This is a genomic window from Streptomyces noursei, assembly GCF_001646665.1.
Taxonomy (GTDB): Bacteria; Actinomycetota; Actinomycetes; order Streptomycetales; family Streptomycetaceae; genus Streptomyces; species Streptomyces lavendulocolor.
In genome coordinates, this window is sequence record NZ_LWBU01000053.1 from 75953 (window position 1) to 94918 (window position 18966).

Genomic DNA, 18966 nt, shown 5'->3' on the forward strand with positions numbered 1-18966 from the left:
AGGACGATTAGCTCAGCGGGAGAGCGCTTCCCTGACACGGAAGAGGTCACTGGTTCAATCCCAGTATCGTCCACTGGATCTTCGGATCCCCCGCGCGATTAGCTCAGCGGGAGAGCGCTTCCCTGACACGGAAGAGGTCACTGGTTCAATCCCAGTATCGCGCACGCAGTGCCCATGATCCACGGATCGTGGTCCCGAGGACGATTAGCTCAGCGGGAGAGCGCTTCCCTGACACGGAAGAGGTCACTGGTTCAATCCCAGTATCGTCCACATGGTCCGGAGCCCCGGCCGCGTCTCGCGGCCGGGGCTCCGTCGTCGTCCCTCCGCTCAGGAGGAGAACAGCATCCGACCGAATCCCCGGTGGTGACCGTGGTGCCCGTGGTGCGGTGCGCCCCAGGCGGGCGCGTGCGGGGCCGGAGCGGCCGGGTAGGCCTGCGGGGCCGGCGGCGCGGGCGGGGCCTGCTGGACCCACTGCGCCTCCAGGCGGGTCAGGGCCTCCAGCTCGCCGTAGTCGAGGAAGATCCCCCGGCAGCCGCTGCACTGCTCGATCTGGACGCCGTTGCGGTTGTAGGTGTGCATGGGCGCGTGGCACTTGGGACACTGCATGCTCGGCTCAACTCCTCGCCGTACGAATGGTGTCCTCACCCTACGACGGACCAAGGGCGTCCAACTCAGCCGGGAGTGTCGCAATTCGGGCACAGGCGTCGACGACGCTCAGCTCGACGTCGTCCAAGTCCCGCTGCTCGGCGGCGCTCTTGACGATCGCGAGAGCCGCCGTCTGCACCGTCAGCGCGCGGGCCGGCACGTCGAGCCCGGGCCACGGGTCGCCGTCGGCCGGTACGGCCGGTCCGCCCGCCTCCCGGTAGGCGCCGAGGAACCGGCCCCACACGTCGGGCGCCAGCAGTCCGGCCGCGTACCAGGCGGCGGGCCGGGCCAGGTCCCAGGCCGGGACCCCCAGACCGAGGTCGTCGACGTCGATCAGCAGCCACGCGCCGCCCACGGCCGGGTGGCGGACCAGCTGGCCCAGATGCAGGTCGCCGTGGCAGACCGTGCCCCCGCCGAGCATCGGCGCCTCGTCCCTCGCCCACGCCGGCAGGCCGCGCCAGGCGGCGCGCACCGGCCCGGCGGCGGGGTGCGGCCCGGCCGCCGCCATCCGCGCCACCGCCCGCGCCGCCTTGGCGGGACCGCGCATCGCCGGCAGCGGGCCGGGCAGCTCACCGGGCGGTACGCGGTGGAGCCGGGCGAGCAGGACGGCCGCCTCCTCCCACGGCGCGGCCTCCGGATCGCCGGGGTCGACGGGGCTGCCGTACGGCCAGGCGCTCACCGGGCGGCCGGCCGCCTCCTGCACGGTCGCCGGCAGGGGCGGCAGGACGATGCCCGCCAGGCGCGGGTGGGCGGCCGCGGCGAGCCGGGCACGGTGGGCGGCGGCCTCGGTGTCCGGGGCGTGCGCCTTGGCCACGGCGTCGCCGTGCCGCACCACGGTGCCGTCGGGACGGTCCGCGAGGACGGCGCCGGAGCCGCCGCAGGCGCGGCAGGGCGCCCCGGCGTGGGCGGCCCGCCGGGCCACGACGTCGAGCTCCCGCACGAGGGCGTCGTTCTGCTGCTGCACCCCCCGACCCTACGGGCCCGCGCCGCCCGCGCACGACCGCCTGCCGCACCGGGGCGCGGTGCGGTGCGGTTCGGTGCGCCCTGCGGGCCGGGCCGGGTGTCCGTTGCCGCCGGTGGGCCGGGGCGAGGCGCCGTCGCGCGGTTCCGCCCTGTGCGGTGCGGCCCCCTTGCGACTGGTTCCTGGGGGTCCGGCGACCGGCCTGCTTGCGGTTCGTCCGCCAGCGGTGCCTGTTCGGCGGTGGTGGGGTGTGGCCCCTCCGGGCTCACCTCCTCGGGGCCGGCGGCCCTGGGCCAGATGTAAGGGAGCCCGCCCCTTGCCGCCAACCCCTGCGGGGGCGACCCTGCACGGCCCCACCCCGGGCCGTACGCCGTCTGCAGGCCGGTGGGCACGGCTCTGCCTCGGGCCGTCGCTCGTGTGCGGGCCGGTAGGGCATGGCCTGGTACCGGCGCGTAGGCGGTTGCCGGACGGGTGACGGGTGTTCCCGGACTCGGCGAGGAGGGGCCGTGCAGGGTCGCCCCCGCAGCGGATTGGCGGCGAGTGACGGTCACTGGACCGGCTGGGCGCCCCGCCAACCGCGAGGAGGTGAGCCCGGAGGGGCCCGCCCCAGACCCACCGGCAGCAACCGATACGTGGCCACGGCCGGGAAGCCGAGGGCCGGGCTCGGAGGGGCCGGGCATCGCCACCACCGGGCAGGCACCGTACCGGGGCGGAGAAAGCGGTGGCCGGCAGCTCCCCAGCTGCCGGCCACCGCTGCCGTCCGCCGCACCCCCGTCCCCACGGGGTTGTTGGCCGGATGTCCCCGACCCGGGCCGCTCTCCCGGGTCCGGGGCGCCGCTCAGCGCCCCAGCATCACGCCCACGGACGACGCCTGTGTGACCACCGCGTCCCAGCCGCCGAAGGCGACGACCAGGAGGGCGGCCAGCGGGAGGACCATCGCCGTCGCCACCAGGGGGTGACGCCGACCGGACGGGCGGTCGCCGAACGAGGCGTACGCCTTGCGTCCCTGCGTGCGGATCACCGTCCGCGTTGCCGTGTCCGCCATGGTTCCTTCTCCCGTCGATTCCGACAGCGGCGGGTGCTGGACCTCGGGGGACGAGTGCTGCACCCGCCGCTTGACCTCAACATTAGGGAAGCGGCGGGCCGGGCACGTCATGCCCGCGTACCCTTTGCCGGGCCTCCCGGAGGATGAGCCGCCGGCCGGTGGCGTACTCCCCTGGTTGGAGACGGTCCACCGGAGGTCAGGGGTCTTCCGGAGGGGCCGCCGGGGCCGGGTGACGTCCCTCACGTCCGGTCCGTCCTTCCGTACGGTCCGTCACCCCGTGGGGTCAACGCCCTTGACGGCGGCGGTCATTGGGGCGACGACCCGTTCCGGGGCCCCCGGGGGCACCGACAATCGATCGGCCCGCGAGGGCGCGGCCTATGAGCGCGCCGGGGCGCGGGTACGTAAGCTGTGCCACGTCAAACGGACACCGGTGCAGCGAGGGTGGGGCCTCCCCACCGTAGGTAGGGGACGGACATGGCGATGATGCGGCTCCGGCGCGAGGATCCGCGTGTCGTCGGCTCATTCAGGCTCCACCGGCGGCTCGGCGCGGGCGGCATGGGGGTCGTGTACCTCGGGTCCGACCGGCGCGGCCAGCGGGTGGCGCTGAAGGTGATCCGGCCGGATCTCGCCGAGGACCAGGAGTTCAGGTCGCGCTTCGCGCGCGAGGTGTCGGCCGCGCGGCGGATCCGCGGCGGGTGCACGGCCCGGCTGGTCGCGGCTGATCTGGAGGCGGACCGGCCCTGGTTCGCGACGCAGTACGTGCCCGGTCCTTCCCTGCACGACAAGGTCGCCGAGGAGGGTCCGCTGTCGGCGGCGGACGTGGCGGCCATCGGTGCGGCGCTCTCCGAGGGGCTGGTCGCGGTCCACGAGGCCGGGGTGGTCCACCGGGACCTGAAGCCGTCGAACATCCTCCTGTCGCCCAAGGGCCCCCGGATCATCGACTTCGGTATCGCCTGGGCGACCGGCGCGTCGACGCTCACGCACGTCGGTACGGCGGTGGGCTCGCCGGGCTTCCTCGCGCCGGAGCAGGTGCGGGGCGCGGCGGTGACGCCGGCGACGGACGTCTTCGCGCTGGGGGCGACCCTGGCGTACGCGGCGATGGCGGACTCGCCCTTCGGGCACGGAAGTTCCGAGGTGATGCTGTACCGGGTGGTGCACGAGGAGCCGCAGCTGCACGGTGTGCCGGACGCGCTCGCGCCGCTCGTGCGGGCCTGTCTGGCCAAGGACCCGGAGGAACGTCCCAGCACCCTGCAACTGTCCATGCGGCTGAAGGAGATCGCCGCCCGTGAGGCGCAGGGGCTGTCCGACGTCCGGGCGTCGGCGCCCCGGCCGTCCGGGAGGGCCGTGGACGAGCGGCCCACGGGACGGCTGACCGAGCGGTACACGGAGCGCAGCACGCAGGGGCGGGTCCAGCGGACGCCCGCGCCCGGCGCGCGGGGCGCGCAGCCGCCGCGTGTCTCGTCACCGCGCAACCCGGCACGCCCGCCGTCGCGGACGGGCGGCGGCCGGACGGCGTCGAGGCCCGGGGTCCGCACCGGAGCGGGTGGCTCGCGCAGGCCCGCGAACCCCCGGCTGCTGCGGCAGCGGATCTTCGTGTTCGTGGTGGTGACCCTGATCGTGCTGCTGGGCATCGCGGCCGCGCAGGGCCTTCAGGGCTGACGGTGCCCCGCCTTCCGGGCCCGGGTCCGGAAGGCGCGGCCGGTCAGGACTCCGGGCGTCCGGTGGCCACCGCGTAGAAGGCGACGGCGGCCGCGGCTCCCACGTTGAGCGAGTCGACGCCGTGGGCCATCGGGATGCGGACCCACTCGTCGGCCGCCCTCAGTGCCTTGGTGGTGAGGCCGTCGCCCTCCGCGCCCAGCATCAGGGCGACCCGCTCCAGGCGGTGCGGGGCGGCCTCGTCGATGCCGGTGGCCTTCTCGTGGGGTGTCAGGGCGAGCAGCCGGAAGCCCGCGTCCCGCACCGCGTCCAGCCCGCGGGGCCAGGTGTCGAGGCGGGCGTACGGGACGGAGAAGACGGCGCCCATGGAGACCTTCACCGACCGGCGGTACAGCGGGTCGGCGCAGTCCGGCGACAGCAGGACGGCGTCCATGCCGAGGGCGGCGGCGCTGCGGAAGATGGCGCCGATGTTGGTGTGGTCGTTGACGCCCTCCATGACGACCACCCGGCGGGCGCCGGTGAGCAGTTCGTCCGCCGCGGGCAGCGGCTTGCGCTGCATCGAGGCGAGGGCGCCCCGGTGCACGTGGTAGCCGGTGACGCGTTCGGCGAGGTCCGGCGCCACGGTGTAGACGGGCGCCGGGACCTCGTCGATGACGTCCCGCATGGTGTCGACCCACTTGGCGGACAGCAGCATGGAGCGCATCGCGTACCCGGCCTGCAGGGCGCGGCGGATGACCTTCTCGCCCTCGGCGATGAACAGGCCCTCGGCGGGCTCGCGCCTGCGGCGCAGTTCGACGTCGGTCAGACCGGTGTAGTCGTGCAGGCGCGGGTCGTCGGGGTCGTCGATGGTGAGGAGTTCGGCCACGGGGTGGTTCGCCTTGTCGGTGTGGGGATGCCGGCGGGGTTACGGGGTGCTCTTGTGGGGGCCCTCGGCGACGACCGGGCCGATGACGATCACGGCGGGCGGGCGGACGTCCTCGGCGGCGACCCGCTCGGCCACCGTGGCGAGGGTGGCGTCGACGCGCCGCTGGGAGGAGGTCGTGCCCTCCTGCACCAGGGCGAGCGGGGTGTCCGGGGCCTTGCCGTGCGCCATCAGCGCTTCGGCGATCGCCCCGATCTTGTCGACGCCCATCAGGACGACGAGAGTGCCGGTCAGCTTGGCGAGCGACGCCCAGTCGACGAGCGAGCGCGGGTCGTCGGGCGCGACATGGCCGCTGACCACGGTGAACTCGTGCGCCACGCCCCGGTGGGTGACGGGGATGCCGGCCGCTCCGGGGACGCTGATCGAGCTGGAGATGCCGGGCACGACCGTGCAGGCGATGCCCGCCTCGGCGAGCGCCTGCGCCTCCTCCATGCCCCGGCCGAAGACGAACGGGTCACCGCCCTTGAGGCGCACCACGGACTTGCCGGCCTTGGCGTGCTCGATGAGGGCGTTGTTGATGGCCTCCTGGGCCATGAACCGGCCGTACGGGATCTTCGCCGCGTCGATCACCTCGACGTGCGGGGGCAGTTCGTCGAGCAGGTCGCGGGGGCCGAGACGGTCGGCGATCACCACGTCGGCCTCGGCGAGCAGGCGGCGGCCGCGCACGGTGATCAGGTCGGGGTCGCCGGGGCCGCCGCCGACCAGGGCGACGGAGGGCGTGCGGTCGCGGTGGTGCGGTGCCACGAGGGAGCCGTCGCGCAGCCCCTCGACGATGGCGTCCCGCACGGCGGCGGAGCGGCGGGGGTCGTGGCCGGTGAGGACGGCGACGGTGACGCCTTCGCTGCGCCCGGTCGCGGGGGTCCAGGCGGTGGCCGCCTCGGCGTCGTCGGAGCGTACGCACCAGGTACGGTTCCGTTCGGCCTCGGCGGAGGCGCGGGCGTTGGCCTCGGGGTCGGTGGCGGCGACCAGGACGTACCAGGCGTCGGCCAGGTCCCCGTCCTCGTACCGGCGCTTCGTCCAGGTGATCTCGCCGGCCTCCGCCATGGCCTCGACGGACGGCGTCGCGGACGGGGAGATCAGCGTGATGTCGGCGCCGGCCGCGATGAGGGCGGGGAGGCGGCGCTGGGCGACCTGGCCGCCGCCGATGACGACGACGCGGCGACCGGTCAGGCGCAGTCCGACGGGGTAGGCGGGGTGCTCGGCGTTCTCGGCCATGGCGGTGCGGCTCCTCGGCGAGGCGTGGTGCGGTGTGCGGAGCCGCTGCGACGGTGAAGCGGCTGGTGGGGCGGGGGGCGCGGCGCTGGGGACGCTGCGACCACGATACGGTGCGCCCCGCCGAGCGGGCAGGGGCGGTGGCCCCGGGGGCGCGGGGTCCGGCCGGTCGCCGTGCCGGACCGGGTTCCGGTGCGGGGGTGCTGCGGGAGGGCGGCGGCGCTCCGGGTCCGCGGAGGCGCCGCCCACCGGTGACGCGCCGCGCGGGTGGCGGGTACCGGCCGGTGCCCGGGTGCGGGGACCTGCTGCCCCCCGCACCCGCGTGCCCGCCGCCCGGGCGGCTACTTCTCGGTGACGCCGGCCGAGTCGAAGGTCGCCACCTCGTGCATCGCCCTGGCCGCGCTCTGGATCACCGGGAGGGCCAGCAGCGCGCCGGTGCCCTCGCCCAGGCGGAGGTCGAGGTCCACCAGGGGGCGCAGGCCCAGCTTGTTGAGGGCCGCCACGTGTCCCGGTTCCGCGCTGCGGTGGCCGGCGATGCAGGCCGCCAGCGCCTCGGGGGCGATGGCCCGGGCCACCAGGGCCGCGGCCCCGGCGCTGACGCCGTCGAGGACGACCGGCGTGCGCAGCGAGGCGCCGCCCAGGATGAAGCCGACGAGGGCCGCGTGCTCCAGGCCGCCGACGGCGGAGAGGACGCCGATGGGGTCGGCCGGGTCGGGCCGGTGCAGGTCCAGTCCGCGCCGTACGACGTCCACCTTGCGGGCGTGCATCTCGTCGTTGATGCCGGTGCCCCGGCCGGTGACCTCCGCCGGGTCGACGTCGGTGTAGACGGAGATCAGCGCGGCGGACGTGGTGGTGTTGGCGATGCCCATCTCACCGGTGAGCAGCGCCTTGTTGCCGGCCGCCACCAGGTCGCGGGCCGTCTCGATGCCGACCTCGACGGCCGCGAGGACGTCCTCGCGGCTGAGGGCGGGACCGGTGGTGAAGTCGGCGGTGCCGGGGCGCACCTTGCGCGGCAGGAGGCCGGGGGTGGCGGGCAGGTCGCCGGCGACGCCGACGTCGATCACGCAGACCTCGGCGCCCACCTGGTTGGCGAACGCGTTGCAGACCGCGCCGCCGCCGAGGAAGTTGGCGACCATCTGGGCCGTCACCTCCTGGGGCCAGGCGGTGACGCCCTGGGCGTGCACGCCGTGGTCGCCGGCGAAGATCGCGACGGCGGCGGGCTCGGGGATGGGCGGCGGGCACATCCGGGACAGCCCGGAGAGCTGGGCGGAGATGATCTCCAGCATGCCGAGCGCGCCGGCGGGCTTGGTCATGCGCTTCTGCCGCTCCCACGCCTCGCCCAGCGCCTTGGCGTCGAGGGGGCGGATGTTGGAGACGGTCTCCTGGAGCAGGTCGTGCGGCTCCTCGCCGGGCAGGGCGCGGCGGCCGTACGTCTCCTCGTGGACCACCCACGACAGCGGGCGGCGCTTGGACCAGCCGGCCTGCATCAGCTCGGGCTCCTCGGGGAACTCGTCGACGTATCCCACGCAGAGGTACGCGACGACTTCCAGGTGCTCGGGCAGGCCGAGGGCGCGGACCATCTCGCGCTCGTCGAAGAAGCTGACCCAGCCGACACCGAGGCCCTCGGCACGGGCGGCGAGCCACAGGTTCTCGACGGCGAGGGCGGAGGAGTACGGGGCCATCTGCGGCTGCGTGTGGCGGCCCAGGGTGTGCCGGCCGCCGCGGGTCGGGTCGGCGGTGACCACGATGTTGACCGGGGTGTCGAGGATGGCCTCGATCTTCAGTTCCTTGAACTGCTTGGCCCGGCCCTTGGGCAGCGACTTCGCGTACGCCTCGCGCTGGCGCTGGGCGAGTTCGTGCATCGAGCGCCGCGTCTCGGCGGAGCGGATGACGACGAAGTCCCAGGGCTGCGAGTGGCCCACGGAGGGTGCCGTGTGGGCGGCTTCGAGGACCCGGAGGAGGACCTCGTGCGGGATGGGGTCGCTGCGGAAGCCGTTGCGGATGTCGCGGCGCTCGCGCATGACGCGGAGCACGGCCTCGCGCTCGACGTCGTCGTAGGCGGGGGCCGGGGCGCCCTGGACGGCGGCCTCGGGGGCCTCGGCGGCCTCCGGGGTTTCCGGCGTGTCGGGGGCGTCCGTGGTGTCCGGGGCGGCCGTGGTGGAGTCCGGGGCCGGGGTGACCTCCGCGGCGGTCGCCGTCTCCGGGGCGGGGGGCTCCTCGGGGGCCTGCGCCTCCGGTGCCTCGGGCTGCTCCGGCGCGGCCACGGTCTCGGGCTGGGGCTCGGCGGCCACGGGCTGCTCGGCCACGGGCTGCTCGGCGGCCGGGGCCTCCTCGGCCACGGGCTCGGCGGCCGGGGCCTCGTCGGCGGGTGCCGGCTGCTCGGCCACCGGCTCGGGGGCGTGCGCCTCCGGAGCGGCGGTCTCGGCGGGCGCCGGCTGCTCGGGCGCCGGTGCGGGGGCCACGGGCTCGGCCGTCGGCTGCTCGGCGGGTGCCGGCTGCTCGGCCACGGCTGCGTCGGCGACCGGTTCGGCGGCGACGGCTTCCGGGGCCGCCGGCTCGGCGGGGGCCCCGGCCGGCTCGGCGGCGGCCACCGGCTCGGAGGCGACCGGCTCCTGCGCGACGGGCTCGGGTGCCGGGGCCTCGGGTGCCGGGGCCTCGGGAGCCGGGGCCTCGGGAGCCGGGGCCTCGGCGGCCGGTGCGGGCTGCTGGACCGGCTCCGCCACGGCCGGGGCACCGCCGTCGCGCGGCGCCGGAACGGTGACGGCGTCGGGCACGGGCGGCACGGCCGCGTCGACGGCCTCCGGGGCGGGCTCGGGAGCCGGCTCGGCGGCGGCCTGCGGGGCGGCGGCGGGCACGGTCGGGGCGAGGTGCGGTGCGGTCGGGACGGAGCCCTCGACCGGGACGAACTGCCCGACGGGCGCGGGCGCCTGGTCCGGAACGACCGTTTCTGCTGTGGCAGGAGGCGTCACCAGAGGCCCCTGTGGCTGCGGGGACCACGGCTCCGCGCTCTGCGGCGGCAGTTCCCCGAGCTGCGGGCCGGCCGGCACGGACACCGGCTCCTCGCGCGGCACGTCCAGGTACTCCAGGCCGCCGGAGGTCGCCGGGCCGGGGTTCGCGGGCCCGCGGTCGGCGAGCGAGCGGACGACCCCGCCGGAGGTGTCGGGGACGGGCGGGCCCATGTGGAGCGGGCGGCGTGCCGTCGCGGCGGCCGGCGCGGGCGCCGGGGCCTGCGCGGGTTCGGGAGCGGCGGCCGGGGCCGGCTCGGGCAGCCGTACGCCGGACAGGTCGACCGAGCCGGAGTCACGGCCACCCGCCTCGTGGGCGCCGGCCTCATGGACCACGGCCTCGTGCGCGACCGGCTCCTGCGGGGCGGGCTCCTGCGTCGCCACCGGCTCCGCCGCGACCTGCGCGTGTGCCCCGGTCCCGGGCACGGCCTGCTCCGGTGCCACGGGCCCGTGCGCCTCGGCACCGGGCTCGTGCACCGCGGCGTCCTGCACCGCGGGCTCCTGGAAGGCGGGCTGCTGGGCGGCGGGCTCGTAGGCGGCCTGTTCGTACGCCGCCTGCTCGTACGCGACCTGCTCATAGGCCGTCTGCTCGTAGGAGCCCGCCTCGTGCGCCACCGGCTCGTAGCCGGCAGCGGCCGCCTCGTGCCCCACCGGCGCCTGCGCCGCCGGGTCGTACCCGGCCTGCTGCTGCGCCTGCTGGAGCTGCTGGGCCTGCTGCTCGGCGATGACCGCCGCGCCCACCGGGTCCACCGCCGGCGGAACCGTCGGGGGCACGGCCGTGGCGGCCGGCGCCGGCGCGACGCCGGCGTGCGGCTCGCTCCAGGCCCCCTGGGATCCGGGCATCAGCAGCAGGTCGTCGTCCTCGGCGGTGTTCTCGGAGGGGTCCAGGAAGGTGTACGCGCCCGGAGCGGGGATGCCCGGCTGCTCCACCATGCCTGCGTTCTCCGGCTGCCCCTCGCCCGGGACCTGGCCGGTGTCAGTCATGCGTACCCCTCGCCCATCGGTTGTGCTCCTTCAGACCGTCGCCCGCAAACAAGAACGAGCATGCGCGCCGCGCGGCACGAACGGCACGCGGACATCACGTATTGTCGCGGCCTTCTGCCGCCGTGGCAGCGGGATCCGCCGCCGTCGGCTGTGGACTGCGCCACGTTGCGCAACCCCCCGGTGACGCCGTACCGCGCCGGGTGCCCTCTCGGGTCCCTTTTTTCCGGACATCGACGATCCCTCGCCGACCGCCCGGCCGCCGTACAACGATCGGCCAGCCTACCTGCCGTCCCGTAGTGACATGGTCACGGGGAGGGTGCGGGCCGGTGCCCGGAGAGCAGGAAGACGACGGAGCGGTCGCGTTCCGTCCAGGTGCCGGGGTCGAGGTCGACGGACTGCAGGAGGGCGCACTCGACCACGTACCCGCCCTCCTTCAGGGCCCCGCCGATGGCCTCGGCGTCGTCGCGGGTGGTGGCGTGCGCGACGATCCGTTCGGGGCGGCGGTCCGCGCAGGCGGTGACGACCGCCGCTCCCCCGCCGCCGACGCGGACGACGTCGGGTTCGGGCAGCCGCTCCAGGACGTGCGGCGCGCGTCCGGCCACCGTCTGGACCTGGACGCCGAAGTGGCGTGCGGCGGCCTCGGTGCGGGCGCAGGCGGCCGGGTCCTCGTCGACCGCGATCACGGCCGCTCCGAAGCGGGCGGCCTCGACGGCGAGCGCGCCCGCGCCGCAGCCGATGTCCCACACGAGGTCGCCGGAGCGCGGGCCGAGGCGGGCGAGCTGGGCGGAGCGGAGGCCGTCCGACTCGCCGGTGCCGAGGTCACCGCCGTAGGTGTGCGCGGGCAGCCCCCAGCCGCGTACCGACCCGGGGTCCCGGCCCATCAGCCATCCGCCGCCCCCCTGGGTGGCGCCGGTGCCGCCGATGACGATGACGACGTTGGGGTCGCGCCAGGTGTGGTCGGCGACCTTGTCGGAGGTGAGGACGGTGACCTGCTCGCGTTCGGTGCCGAGTTCCTCGCAGATGACGAAGGTGCGGTGCACGTCGTCGAGGAGGAGGGCGAGTTCGGCCGGGCCGGCGCCCGGGGAGGTCAGCACGGCGACCTTCGGGTGGGCACGGCACACATTGACGGCGCGGCGCAGGGTACGGGTGTGGGCGACGACGACCTGGGCGTCGTCCCAGGGCATGCCGGCGCGGGCGAAGGCGGCGGCGACGGAGGAGACGGCGGGCACCACTTCGACCTCGAGGCCGTGCTGGGGTGCGCGCAGGGTGCGGACGACGCCGAAGAAGCCGGGGTCGCCGTCGGCGAGGACCACGGCGGTGCCGCGGTGGCCGGCGATGCGGCGGGCGGCGAGGTCGACGCTGCCGAGGCGGACGCGTTCGGCGGCGGGCGGGATCTCCGGGAGTGCCAGGTGGTGGCCGGCTCCGGCCACCAGGGTGGCGGCCGAGAGGGCGGACCTGGCGGCCGTGGTGAGGGGCGAACCGTCCCAGCCGATCACCGTGACCCGGTCGGCCATCTTCGTCTGTCTCCTGGAGTGTCGGTGGGGGGTCGAGTGGAGTGCTGGTGAGCGTACCGGGTCTCAGTTCCAGTCGGTGAACGAGGAGTAGCCGGCGTCGGCGAGCTGGTCGGCGGCGCCTTCCAGGTCCTCGGGGAGGAGGCTCCAGACGATCAGGTCGGTGCGGATGTCGGTCCAGCCTCCGTCCTCGGTCTGGGTGCGCGCTATCCAGGCGTTGCGCAGGACGCCCTCGCTGATGCAGCCGATCTTCTGGGCGACCTGCTGGGAGGCGGTGTTGTCGGCGGCGGTGCGCAGTTCCAGGCGTTCGAAGTGCTGGTCGCGGAAGAGCCATTGGGCGACGGCGAGGACGGATTCGGTGGCGTATCCCTCGCCGCGTGCCCAGGGGGCGGTGACGTAGGCGACTTCGGTGGCGCGGGTGCGCCAGTTGGTGTTCCGGAGGTGGATGATTCCGACGAGGCGCTGGGTGAGGAACTCGGTGACGGCGAGGACGACGCCGCGGCCCTCGGTGCGTTCCGCGGGGGCGATCCTGCGGACCCAGTCCTCGGCGTGTGCCGCGGTGTAGGGGTGGGGGGCGGAGGTCCAGGCGACGACCATCTCGTCGTTCATCATCTCCAGGTGCGCGGGGATGTCCGCGTCCTCGTAGGGGCGCAGCACCAACCGTTCCGTGCTGATGGAGATGTCCGGAAAGGTGGTAGTCATGCGCAGCTCCATGCCGGGGACCGTCCGTAAAGGCCGTGAACGCACAGCATGCAGCATGCAGCCGGTTGTGCGCATGGCCGGGTCGGTACGGATTCGTCGATACGGATACGTCGACTCGTCGATGCGTCGACATGGCGCGGCCCCGCGCACCGGAAGGGGGTGCGCGGGGCCGGGGGCCGTGCGGCGAGGGTTACTTGACCGCTCCGAAGGCGGAGACGATGGAGCCGTCCTTGTAGGTGTCCTCGATGTACTTCTTCACCTCGGGCGAGTTGAGGAGCTCGGCGAGCTTCTGCACGCGCGCGTCCTTCTCGTCGCCCTTCCTGACGGCGAGGAAGTTGGCGTACGGGTTGCCCTCGGCCTTCTCCAGCGCCAGGGCGTCCTTGGCGGGGCTGAGCTTGGCCTCGATGGCGTAGTTGCCGTTGATGACGGCGGCGTCGACGTCGTTCAGGGCGCGGGGCACGGTGGCGGCCTCCAGCTCCTTGAACTCCAGGCCCTTCTTGTCCTTGATGTCGGAGAGCTTGCCGTTGGCTCCGACGCCGTCCTTGAGGGTGATGACGCCGTTGTCGGCGAGGAGCTTGAGGGCGCGGCCGCCGTTGGTGGTGTCGTTGGGGACGGCGACGGTCTGCCCGGCCTTGAGGTCCTTGAGGGACTTGAGCTTCTTGGAGTAGAGGCCGAGGGGCTCAAGGTGGACGTTGACGACCGGGACGATGGTCGTCTTGTTCTTCTTGTTGAAGTCGTCCAGGTACGGCTTGTGCTGGAAGTAGTTGGCGTCGACCTGGCCGCTCTGGGTGGCGGTGTTGGGCAGGACGTAGTCCGTGAACTCCTTCACCTCCAGCTTGAGGCCGGCCTTCTCGGCGAGGTTGTCCTTGACGAAGGTCAGGATGTCGGCGTGCGGCGTCGGGGACGCGGCGACGACCAGCGGCGCGGACGCGTCGGCCTTGCCCGAGCCGCCCTTGGAGGAGGACGGGTCGGAGGCCGTGCCGCAGGCGGTGAGGCCGAGGGCGAGGGCGGTGATGGTGGCGAAGGCGCCGGTGAGCTTGATGTTCTTACGCACGAAAAGTGCCTCTTTCTGGTGGTGCGGACAACGCCCGGACAAGGAGTGCGGGCTGTTCTTCAGGGGGTTCAGGCGGTGCGGCCCCGGCGGGCGAGGAGGCGTACGGCCAGGTCGCCGAGGAGCTGGACGACCGTGACGATGACGATCAGCAGCACGACGGTGATGAGCATGAAGCCGGTCTCGAACCGCTGGTAGCCGTAGGTGATGACCTTGGAGCCGAGGCCCTCGCCGCCGACCGCGCCGGCCAGCGCCGAGTAGCTGATCAGCGTGATCACGGTGGTCGTCAGCGCGGCGATCAGTGACGGCAGGGCCTGCGGAAGCAGTACCTTGCCGACGATCGTAGGTATGCCGCCGCCCATGGACTGGACGGCTTCGACGAGTCCGTGGTCCACCTCGCGGATCGCGGTCTCGACGAGGCGCGCGAAGAAGGGGATGGCTCCGATGGAGAGCGGCACGATCATGGCGGTGGGGCCGATGAAGGTGCCGACCACGAGCGTGGTGACGGGGATCAGGGCCACCAGCAGGATGATGAACGGCAGCGAGCGGCCGATGTTCACGATCGCGCCGATGACCTTGTTCACCGGCCGGTTCTGCAGCAGTCCGCCCTTGTCGGTCAGGACGAGCAGGACACCGAGCGGCAGGCCGCCGATGACGGTGACGACGGTGGACCACAGCACCATGTAGAGCGTGTCGATGGTGCCCTGCTCCAGCAGGGGCCGCATCTCTTCCCAGGTCACTTCGCGATCTCCTTGACCAGGCCCTGCGCGGGCCGCTGGGGTTCCTCGCCGATGACCTCCACCTGGAGGCCCTGTTCGCGCAGGAAGCCGACGGGGACGACGTTCTCCTCGTACCGGCCGGGCAGTTCGATGCGCATGCGGCCGATCTGCCTGCCGCCGACGGTGTCCATGGCGGCGCCGAGGATCGAGATGTCGATGTTGTACGTGCGGGAGAGCTGGGAGATCACGGGCTGGGTGGCGGCCTCTCCGTGGAACGTCACGTCGATGACCGTGCGGTCGTCGGCGGAGGCGTCACCGGTCACCGGGAACAGCTCGCGGGCCAGCTCGGAGCCGGGGGTGGCGAGCAGTTCGGCGACGGTGCCGGACTCGACGACGCGCCCCCTCTTCATCAGGGCGGCGGAGTCGCAGATCTGCTTGACGACGTCCATCTCGTGGGTGATGAGCAGGACGGTCAGGCCGAGCTGGCGGTTGAGGTCGCGCAGCAGCTGGAGGATCGAGCGGGTGGTCTCGGGGTCGAGGGCGCTGGTGGCCTCGTCCGAGAGGAGCACCTTCGGGTTGCCGGCCAGGGCGCGGGCGATGCCCACGCGCTGCTTCTGGCCGCCGGAGAGCTGGCCCGGGTAGGACTTGGCCTTGTCGGCGAGGCCGACGAGGTCGAGGAGTTCCAGGGCGCGGCGGGAGCGTTCGGCGCCGGCGACGCCGAGGATCTCCAGCGGGAGCTCGATGTTGTCCTTGACGGTGCGTGAGGACAGCAGGTTGAAGTGCTGGAACACCATGCCGATGCGGCTGCGCGCCCGGCGCAGGTCCTTGCCCGCGCGGCGGCCGCGCCCGGCGAGTGCGGTGAGGTCGGTGCCGTCGACCGTCACGGTGCCGGAGGTGGGGCGCTCCAGGAGGTTGACGCAGCGGATGAGCGAGGACTTGCCGGCGCCGCTCTGTCCGATGACGCCGAAGACCTCGCCTTCACGGACATGCAGGTCGACGCCGTCCAGAGCGGTGACCTGGCGGCCTCGCGACTCGTAGACCTTGGTCAGGCCCTTGGTGGTGATCACAGGGGTTTCCGTCACTGTCGAGTGCGCGGCGCGGTGTCCGCCGGGCACGGGGCATTCGTCGTTCCGACGCGCGGCACGGCTGGTTTCGGCCGGTGGGCCGGGAGCGGCGCGTGCGCGGGGCAGGCGTGTTCCGTTCGATCGCGTACGGAGCACGGCGTGGCTGTCGGGTCTCGCTTCGGGGCGCGAGGCTCAGGCAGGGGCCCTCAGAAGGCGCACATTCGACACATACAACGAGCACCGGGCGTCGTCATCGCCTCGGTCGCAAGGGTGCGGTTGCTCGTCGTGGTCATGCGGGCCAGTAAACCAGACGCCCTGTCGGAGGCCGGGCGGCTGTCCGAATAGCGGACTGTTCCTTCACATCATGCGGACATCCGGGCCCGGGTCAGGGGGACGCCACGATCGCCACTCCGTCCGGTGTGACCTGGGCGGACACCTGGGACAGGTCGCTCACCACGACATCGGCCACCAGCCGGTCCCGGTCGTGTGTTGTGGCCAAGGCCACGGTCCGCATGCCGGCGGCGCGGCCGGACGCCAGCCCGGCGGGGGCGTCCTCGAAGACCACGCACCGCGCGGGGTCGACGCCGAGGCGCGCGGCGGCGAGCAGATAGGGCTCGGGGTCGGGCTTGCCGCGGGTGATGTCGTCGGCGGCGATCAGGACGGGGGCGTCGATGCCGGCCTCGCGCAGCCGGGCCTCGGCGAGCGGTCCGGTCGCGGAGGTGACGACGGCCCAGCGGTTCGCCGGCAGGGCGGCGAGCAGTTCGCCGGTGCCGGGCAGCACTTTCACGCCGCCGGGCACGTCCTCGATCTCCAGGCGCTCGATCCGGGCCAGTGCCGCGGGTATCTCGGCGGCCCGGCCGGGGGGCAGCAGTTCGGTGATGATCTCGACGGCGGGGCGGCCGTGCAGCTCGACGCGGGCGAAGTCGTCCGCCGCGATGCCGTACTCCCGGGCCCACCTGGTCCAGCAGCGGTGGACGGATTCCAGCGTGGAGACGAGGGTTCCGTCGTTGTCGAACAGCAGGGCTTCGGCGTGGATCCTCATGGTCACGGAGCCTACGTTTCCGCTACCGGGGGCGGTCGCACCGGGTCTTTTGGCCCGTAATAGTCTCGGGCCCATGCTTGACGCCCTGACGGTCGCGGTCTCCGTGGCCGCGCTCGCCCTCGCCGCCTGGTGCGGCTTCGCCGCGTACCGCGACCAGCCGACGAAGGACTGGCACTTCATCGGCATGGCGGTGGTGTCGGTGCTGGCCCTCGCGCAGCTGGTGGTCGGCATCGTCCGGCTGGCGGGCGGCGGGGAGGCGGACGAGGGTACGGCGATCTTCCTCGCGTACCTGATCGGCGCGGTGTGCGCGGTGCCGGCGGCGGGTTTCCTGTCGCTGGCGGAGCGGACCCGCTGGGGCTCGGCGACCGTCGCGGCCGGCGCGCTGGTGCTGGCGGTGCTCGAAGTGCGCCTCTACGACATCTGGACGCGCTGAGATGGCGGGGCGCGGTCTGGCGCGGGGTCCGGGCATGCTGCTGGTGTGGCTGTACGGCGTGATGTCGGTGGGCGCGGTGTCGCGGTCGGTGCTCCAGATCGCGACGGAGTTCGACCGGGCGCCGCTGGCGTACACGCTGTCGGCGCTGGCGGCCGTCGTCTACGTGTTCATCACCTACACGCTGGTCCGGGGCGGCGAGACGGCCCGCAAGGCGGCGCTGGTGTGCTGCGCCGCCGAGCTGGTGGGCGTGCTGACCGTGGGTACCTGGACGCTGGTCGATCCCGGCGCCTTCCCGGACGCCACGGTGTGGTCCGACTACGGGTACGGGTACGTCTTCATCCCGGTGCTGCTGCCGGTGACCGGGATCCTGTGGCTGCGGAAGGCTAGGCGGCCTTCTCCAGCGTGACGAGCGTCAGCCGCGGGCCCGCCTCGCGGGTGGCGACGGTTTCGTACCCCTTCCGGCGGTAGAGGCGCAGGTTGCCTTCGCTGCGGTGGCCGGTGAGGAGCTGGAAGCGCTTGGCGGCGGGGGTCCGGCCGGCGGCGAAGTGCTCCTCGATGGCGTCGAGGAGGCGGCTGCCGAGCCCGTGGCGGCGCAGCCGCGGGTGGACGATGAGCTTGCCGATGGTGACGGTGCCGGTGTCGTCCAGCTCGCCGCGTACGGAGGCGATGACCTCGTCGCCGAGCCGGGCGACCAGGGCGTGGCCGCGGTCGAGTTCGGCCTTCAGGTCGTCGAGGGACTGGGTGAGGGGCTCGATGCCGTAGTCGCCGTACAGCTCGGCCTCGCTCTGGTAGCACAGGTACTGCAGCTTGAGGATGTGTTCCGCGTCCTGCGCGCTCGCCGCTGAGATGGTCACGCTCATGCCCATGTATGCATGCCTCCGGCTCACCTGGTCCACCCTGTGGGTCTACCGCTCCCTTCCCCGATGCGTGGGAGCGGCAACCTCTGCCGCGAGCATTCTGCGCAGGCATCCCAGGCAACGGGAACGCATGGGCCCCAAACTGCCTTGTGAGATACCCAACTCTCCTGCGATTTCCCGGTAGGTGGGGTCGTTGGGCGACAGCATCGCAGCGAGCAGACGCCGGCAGTGGACGGGCGTGCGGGCGATGGCGGTACGCAGGGCCCGGTGCCGTTCGGCGACGAGCGCGGCGTGCTCGGGCTGGGCGTCCGACGCCGGCTCGTGCGGGTAGGGCAACTCGCGCACGACGGCCCGGCGGGCGCGGCGGACTTCGGCGCGGACGGCGCGGCGGAGCCAGTCGGCGGGCCGGCGGGGCACGCCGGGGCCGCCGTCGAGGCGCTCCAGGAGCCTGAGCCACACGGCCTGTTCGAGGTCGCCGGGGTCGACGCCGGCGGCAGCGGCCTCGGCCGCCGACTCGGCGGCGAGCAGGCCGGCGAGGGCGCCGACGAGCTCGGCGAGGGCGCCGGGTTCCGCGGGGCGGGGCCGGTCGTGTTCGGGGGGTGTCATGCCGGCCATGACAGAACCCCGGCGCCCACCGGTTGCGCCCCCGGCCCCAAACCGCCCGTCCGGGGGTCGCCGGCCCCGCCACGCTGACGCCCCTGACGTGCCGTCACGGCCCCGGGCCGGGGCCCGGGCCGGCACCGACCGCCCCGCACCCACGGCGGACCCGGATCACCGGCCCGCGCACCCGCCCCGTCGCATCACGTGCCGCAGACTGCCACCGGCCGGGGTGGGGCCGTGCAGGGTCGTCCCCGCAGGGGCCGGCGGCGCCGTGACGGCTCCCGTGCCGGAGCCCCGGGCCGCCGGCCCCGAGGAGACGAGCCCGGAGGGGCCCCGCCCCCACCCACCGGCCCCGACCGCCCGCACCCGCGCCGGAACCCGCAGGCGGGACCCGCACCGCTCGCCCCCACCCGCACCAACCACCCCGCACCCGCGGCGGCACCCGCACCGCCGGCGCCCAGGCACCTGCCCCGCCGGCGGCCGAGCAGGGAGGACCGGGCGAGGCTGCCGTCAGGGGCTAGGGAGTGTCCGCAAAGTCTCGCCTGGCCCGCGGCGCC

17 protein-coding genes and 3 tRNA genes are annotated in these 18966 nt (G+C 74.3%); 6 read left to right on the forward strand and 14 right to left on the reverse strand.

Features of this window, described 5'->3' with window-relative positions; genetic code table 11:
• Position 1: 1 nt before the first annotated feature.
• The 3 genes from A4V12_RS05515 to A4V12_RS05525 all read left to right on the forward strand — a co-directional run bounded on the left by A4V12_RS05515 (position 2) and on the right by A4V12_RS05525 (position 270).
• A tRNA-Val gene (locus tag A4V12_RS05515) sits at positions 2-73 on the forward strand.
• Between the two features lie 19 nt (positions 74-92).
• Positions 93-164, forward strand: a tRNA-Val gene (locus tag A4V12_RS05520).
• A gap of 34 nt (positions 165-198) precedes the next feature.
• Positions 199-270, forward strand: a tRNA-Val gene (locus A4V12_RS05525).
• Between the two features lie 57 nt (positions 271-327).
• Here the strand turns inward: A4V12_RS05525 and A4V12_RS05530 are convergent.
• The 3 genes from A4V12_RS05530 to A4V12_RS05540 form a co-directional block, all read right to left on the reverse strand.
• Positions 328-606 carry a zf-TFIIB domain-containing protein gene (locus tag A4V12_RS05530; RefSeq protein WP_064068078.1) on the reverse strand — a complete coding sequence of 93 codons (279 nt, stop codon included), beginning with the start codon at positions 604-606 and terminating at the stop codon, positions 328-330.
• Between the two features lie 40 nt (positions 607-646).
• On the reverse strand, positions 647-1609 hold the full coding sequence (locus A4V12_RS05535) for an aminoglycoside phosphotransferase family protein (protein WP_079136827.1): 963 nt from the start codon (positions 1607-1609) through the stop codon (positions 647-649).
• 835 nt (positions 1610-2444) lie between these two features.
• Complete coding sequence (locus A4V12_RS05540) at positions 2445-2651, reverse strand: hypothetical protein (protein WP_064068079.1); 207 nt, start codon at positions 2649-2651, stop codon at positions 2445-2447.
• 474 nt (positions 2652-3125) lie between these two features.
• Between A4V12_RS05540 and A4V12_RS05545 the strand changes: the two genes are divergently transcribed.
• Complete coding sequence (locus A4V12_RS05545; protein ID WP_064068080.1) at positions 3126-4310, forward strand: serine/threonine-protein kinase; 1185 nt, start codon at positions 3126-3128, stop codon at positions 4308-4310.
• A gap of 43 nt (positions 4311-4353) precedes the next feature.
• Here A4V12_RS05545 and A4V12_RS05550 read toward each other — a convergent pair whose 3' ends face one another.
• From A4V12_RS05550 to A4V12_RS05590, 9 genes are all read right to left on the reverse strand, one after another.
• On the reverse strand, positions 4354-5172 hold the full coding sequence (locus A4V12_RS05550) for a TrmH family RNA methyltransferase (RefSeq protein WP_064068081.1): 819 nt from the start codon (positions 5170-5172) through the stop codon (positions 4354-4356).
• Between the two features lie 39 nt (positions 5173-5211).
• Positions 5212-6444 carry a uroporphyrinogen-III C-methyltransferase gene (gene cobA / locus A4V12_RS05555; protein ID WP_064068082.1) on the reverse strand — a complete coding sequence of 411 codons (1233 nt, stop codon included), beginning with the start codon at positions 6442-6444 and terminating at the stop codon, positions 5212-5214.
• A gap of 338 nt (positions 6445-6782) precedes the next feature.
• Positions 6783-10430, reverse strand: a complete 3648-nt coding sequence (gene cobT / locus A4V12_RS05560; protein WP_064068083.1) for a nicotinate-nucleotide--dimethylbenzimidazole phosphoribosyltransferase — start codon at positions 10428-10430, stop codon at positions 6783-6785.
• 305 nt (positions 10431-10735) lie between these two features.
• Positions 10736-11944, reverse strand: a complete 1209-nt coding sequence (cbiE, locus tag A4V12_RS05565; RefSeq protein WP_064068084.1) for a precorrin-6y C5,15-methyltransferase (decarboxylating) subunit CbiE — start codon at positions 11942-11944, stop codon at positions 10736-10738.
• Between the two features lie 63 nt (positions 11945-12007).
• On the reverse strand, positions 12008-12655 hold the full coding sequence (locus A4V12_RS05570) for a GNAT family N-acetyltransferase (protein ID WP_234372084.1): 648 nt from the start codon (positions 12653-12655) through the stop codon (positions 12008-12010).
• A gap of 178 nt (positions 12656-12833) precedes the next feature.
• Entirely contained in the window at positions 12834-13697 is an 864-nt protein-coding gene (locus A4V12_RS05575; RefSeq protein ID WP_064068085.1) for a MetQ/NlpA family ABC transporter substrate-binding protein, read from the reverse strand.
• 68 nt (positions 13698-13765) lie between these two features.
• Positions 13766-14434, reverse strand: a complete 669-nt coding sequence (locus A4V12_RS05580; protein WP_064068086.1) for a methionine ABC transporter permease — start codon at positions 14432-14434, stop codon at positions 13766-13768.
• A complete protein-coding gene (locus A4V12_RS05585) occupies positions 14431-15528 on the reverse strand; it encodes an ATP-binding cassette domain-containing protein (protein WP_079136828.1) in 1098 nt (365 codons plus the stop codon). The genes A4V12_RS05580 and A4V12_RS05585 overlap by 4 nt, the downstream gene beginning before the upstream one ends.
• Positions 15529-15862: 334 nt before the next feature.
• Positions 15863-16519: an HAD family hydrolase gene (locus A4V12_RS05590; RefSeq protein WP_064068129.1), complete on the reverse strand. Its 657-nt coding sequence runs from the start codon at positions 16517-16519 to the stop codon at positions 15863-15865.
• 73 nt (positions 16520-16592) lie between these two features.
• On the opposite strand from A4V12_RS05590, the gene A4V12_RS05595 reads away from it, so the two are divergent.
• Positions 16593-16952, forward strand: coding sequence for a hypothetical protein (locus tag A4V12_RS05595; protein WP_064068088.1), 360 nt, complete (start codon positions 16593-16595; stop codon positions 16950-16952).
• Position 16953: 1 nt separating this feature from the next.
• The gene (locus A4V12_RS05600; RefSeq protein WP_064068089.1) at positions 16954-17358 is read left to right on the forward strand and encodes a hypothetical protein; all 405 of its coding nucleotides are present in this window, start codon (positions 16954-16956) and stop codon (positions 17356-17358) included.
• Here the strand turns inward: A4V12_RS05600 and A4V12_RS05605 are convergent.
• Together A4V12_RS05605 and A4V12_RS05610 are read right to left on the reverse strand one after the other, a co-directional pair.
• Entirely contained in the window at positions 17336-17818 is a 483-nt protein-coding gene (locus A4V12_RS05605) for a GNAT family N-acetyltransferase (RefSeq protein WP_064068090.1), read from the reverse strand. The two genes, A4V12_RS05600 and A4V12_RS05605, sit on opposite strands and share 23 nt — an antisense overlap.
• 39 nt (positions 17819-17857) lie before the next feature.
• Positions 17858-18415 (reverse strand): sigma-70 family RNA polymerase sigma factor, encoded by a 558-nt coding sequence (locus A4V12_RS05610; protein WP_064068130.1) that lies wholly within the window; start codon positions 18413-18415, stop codon positions 17858-17860.
• Between the last annotated feature and the right edge of the window lie 551 nt (positions 18416-18966).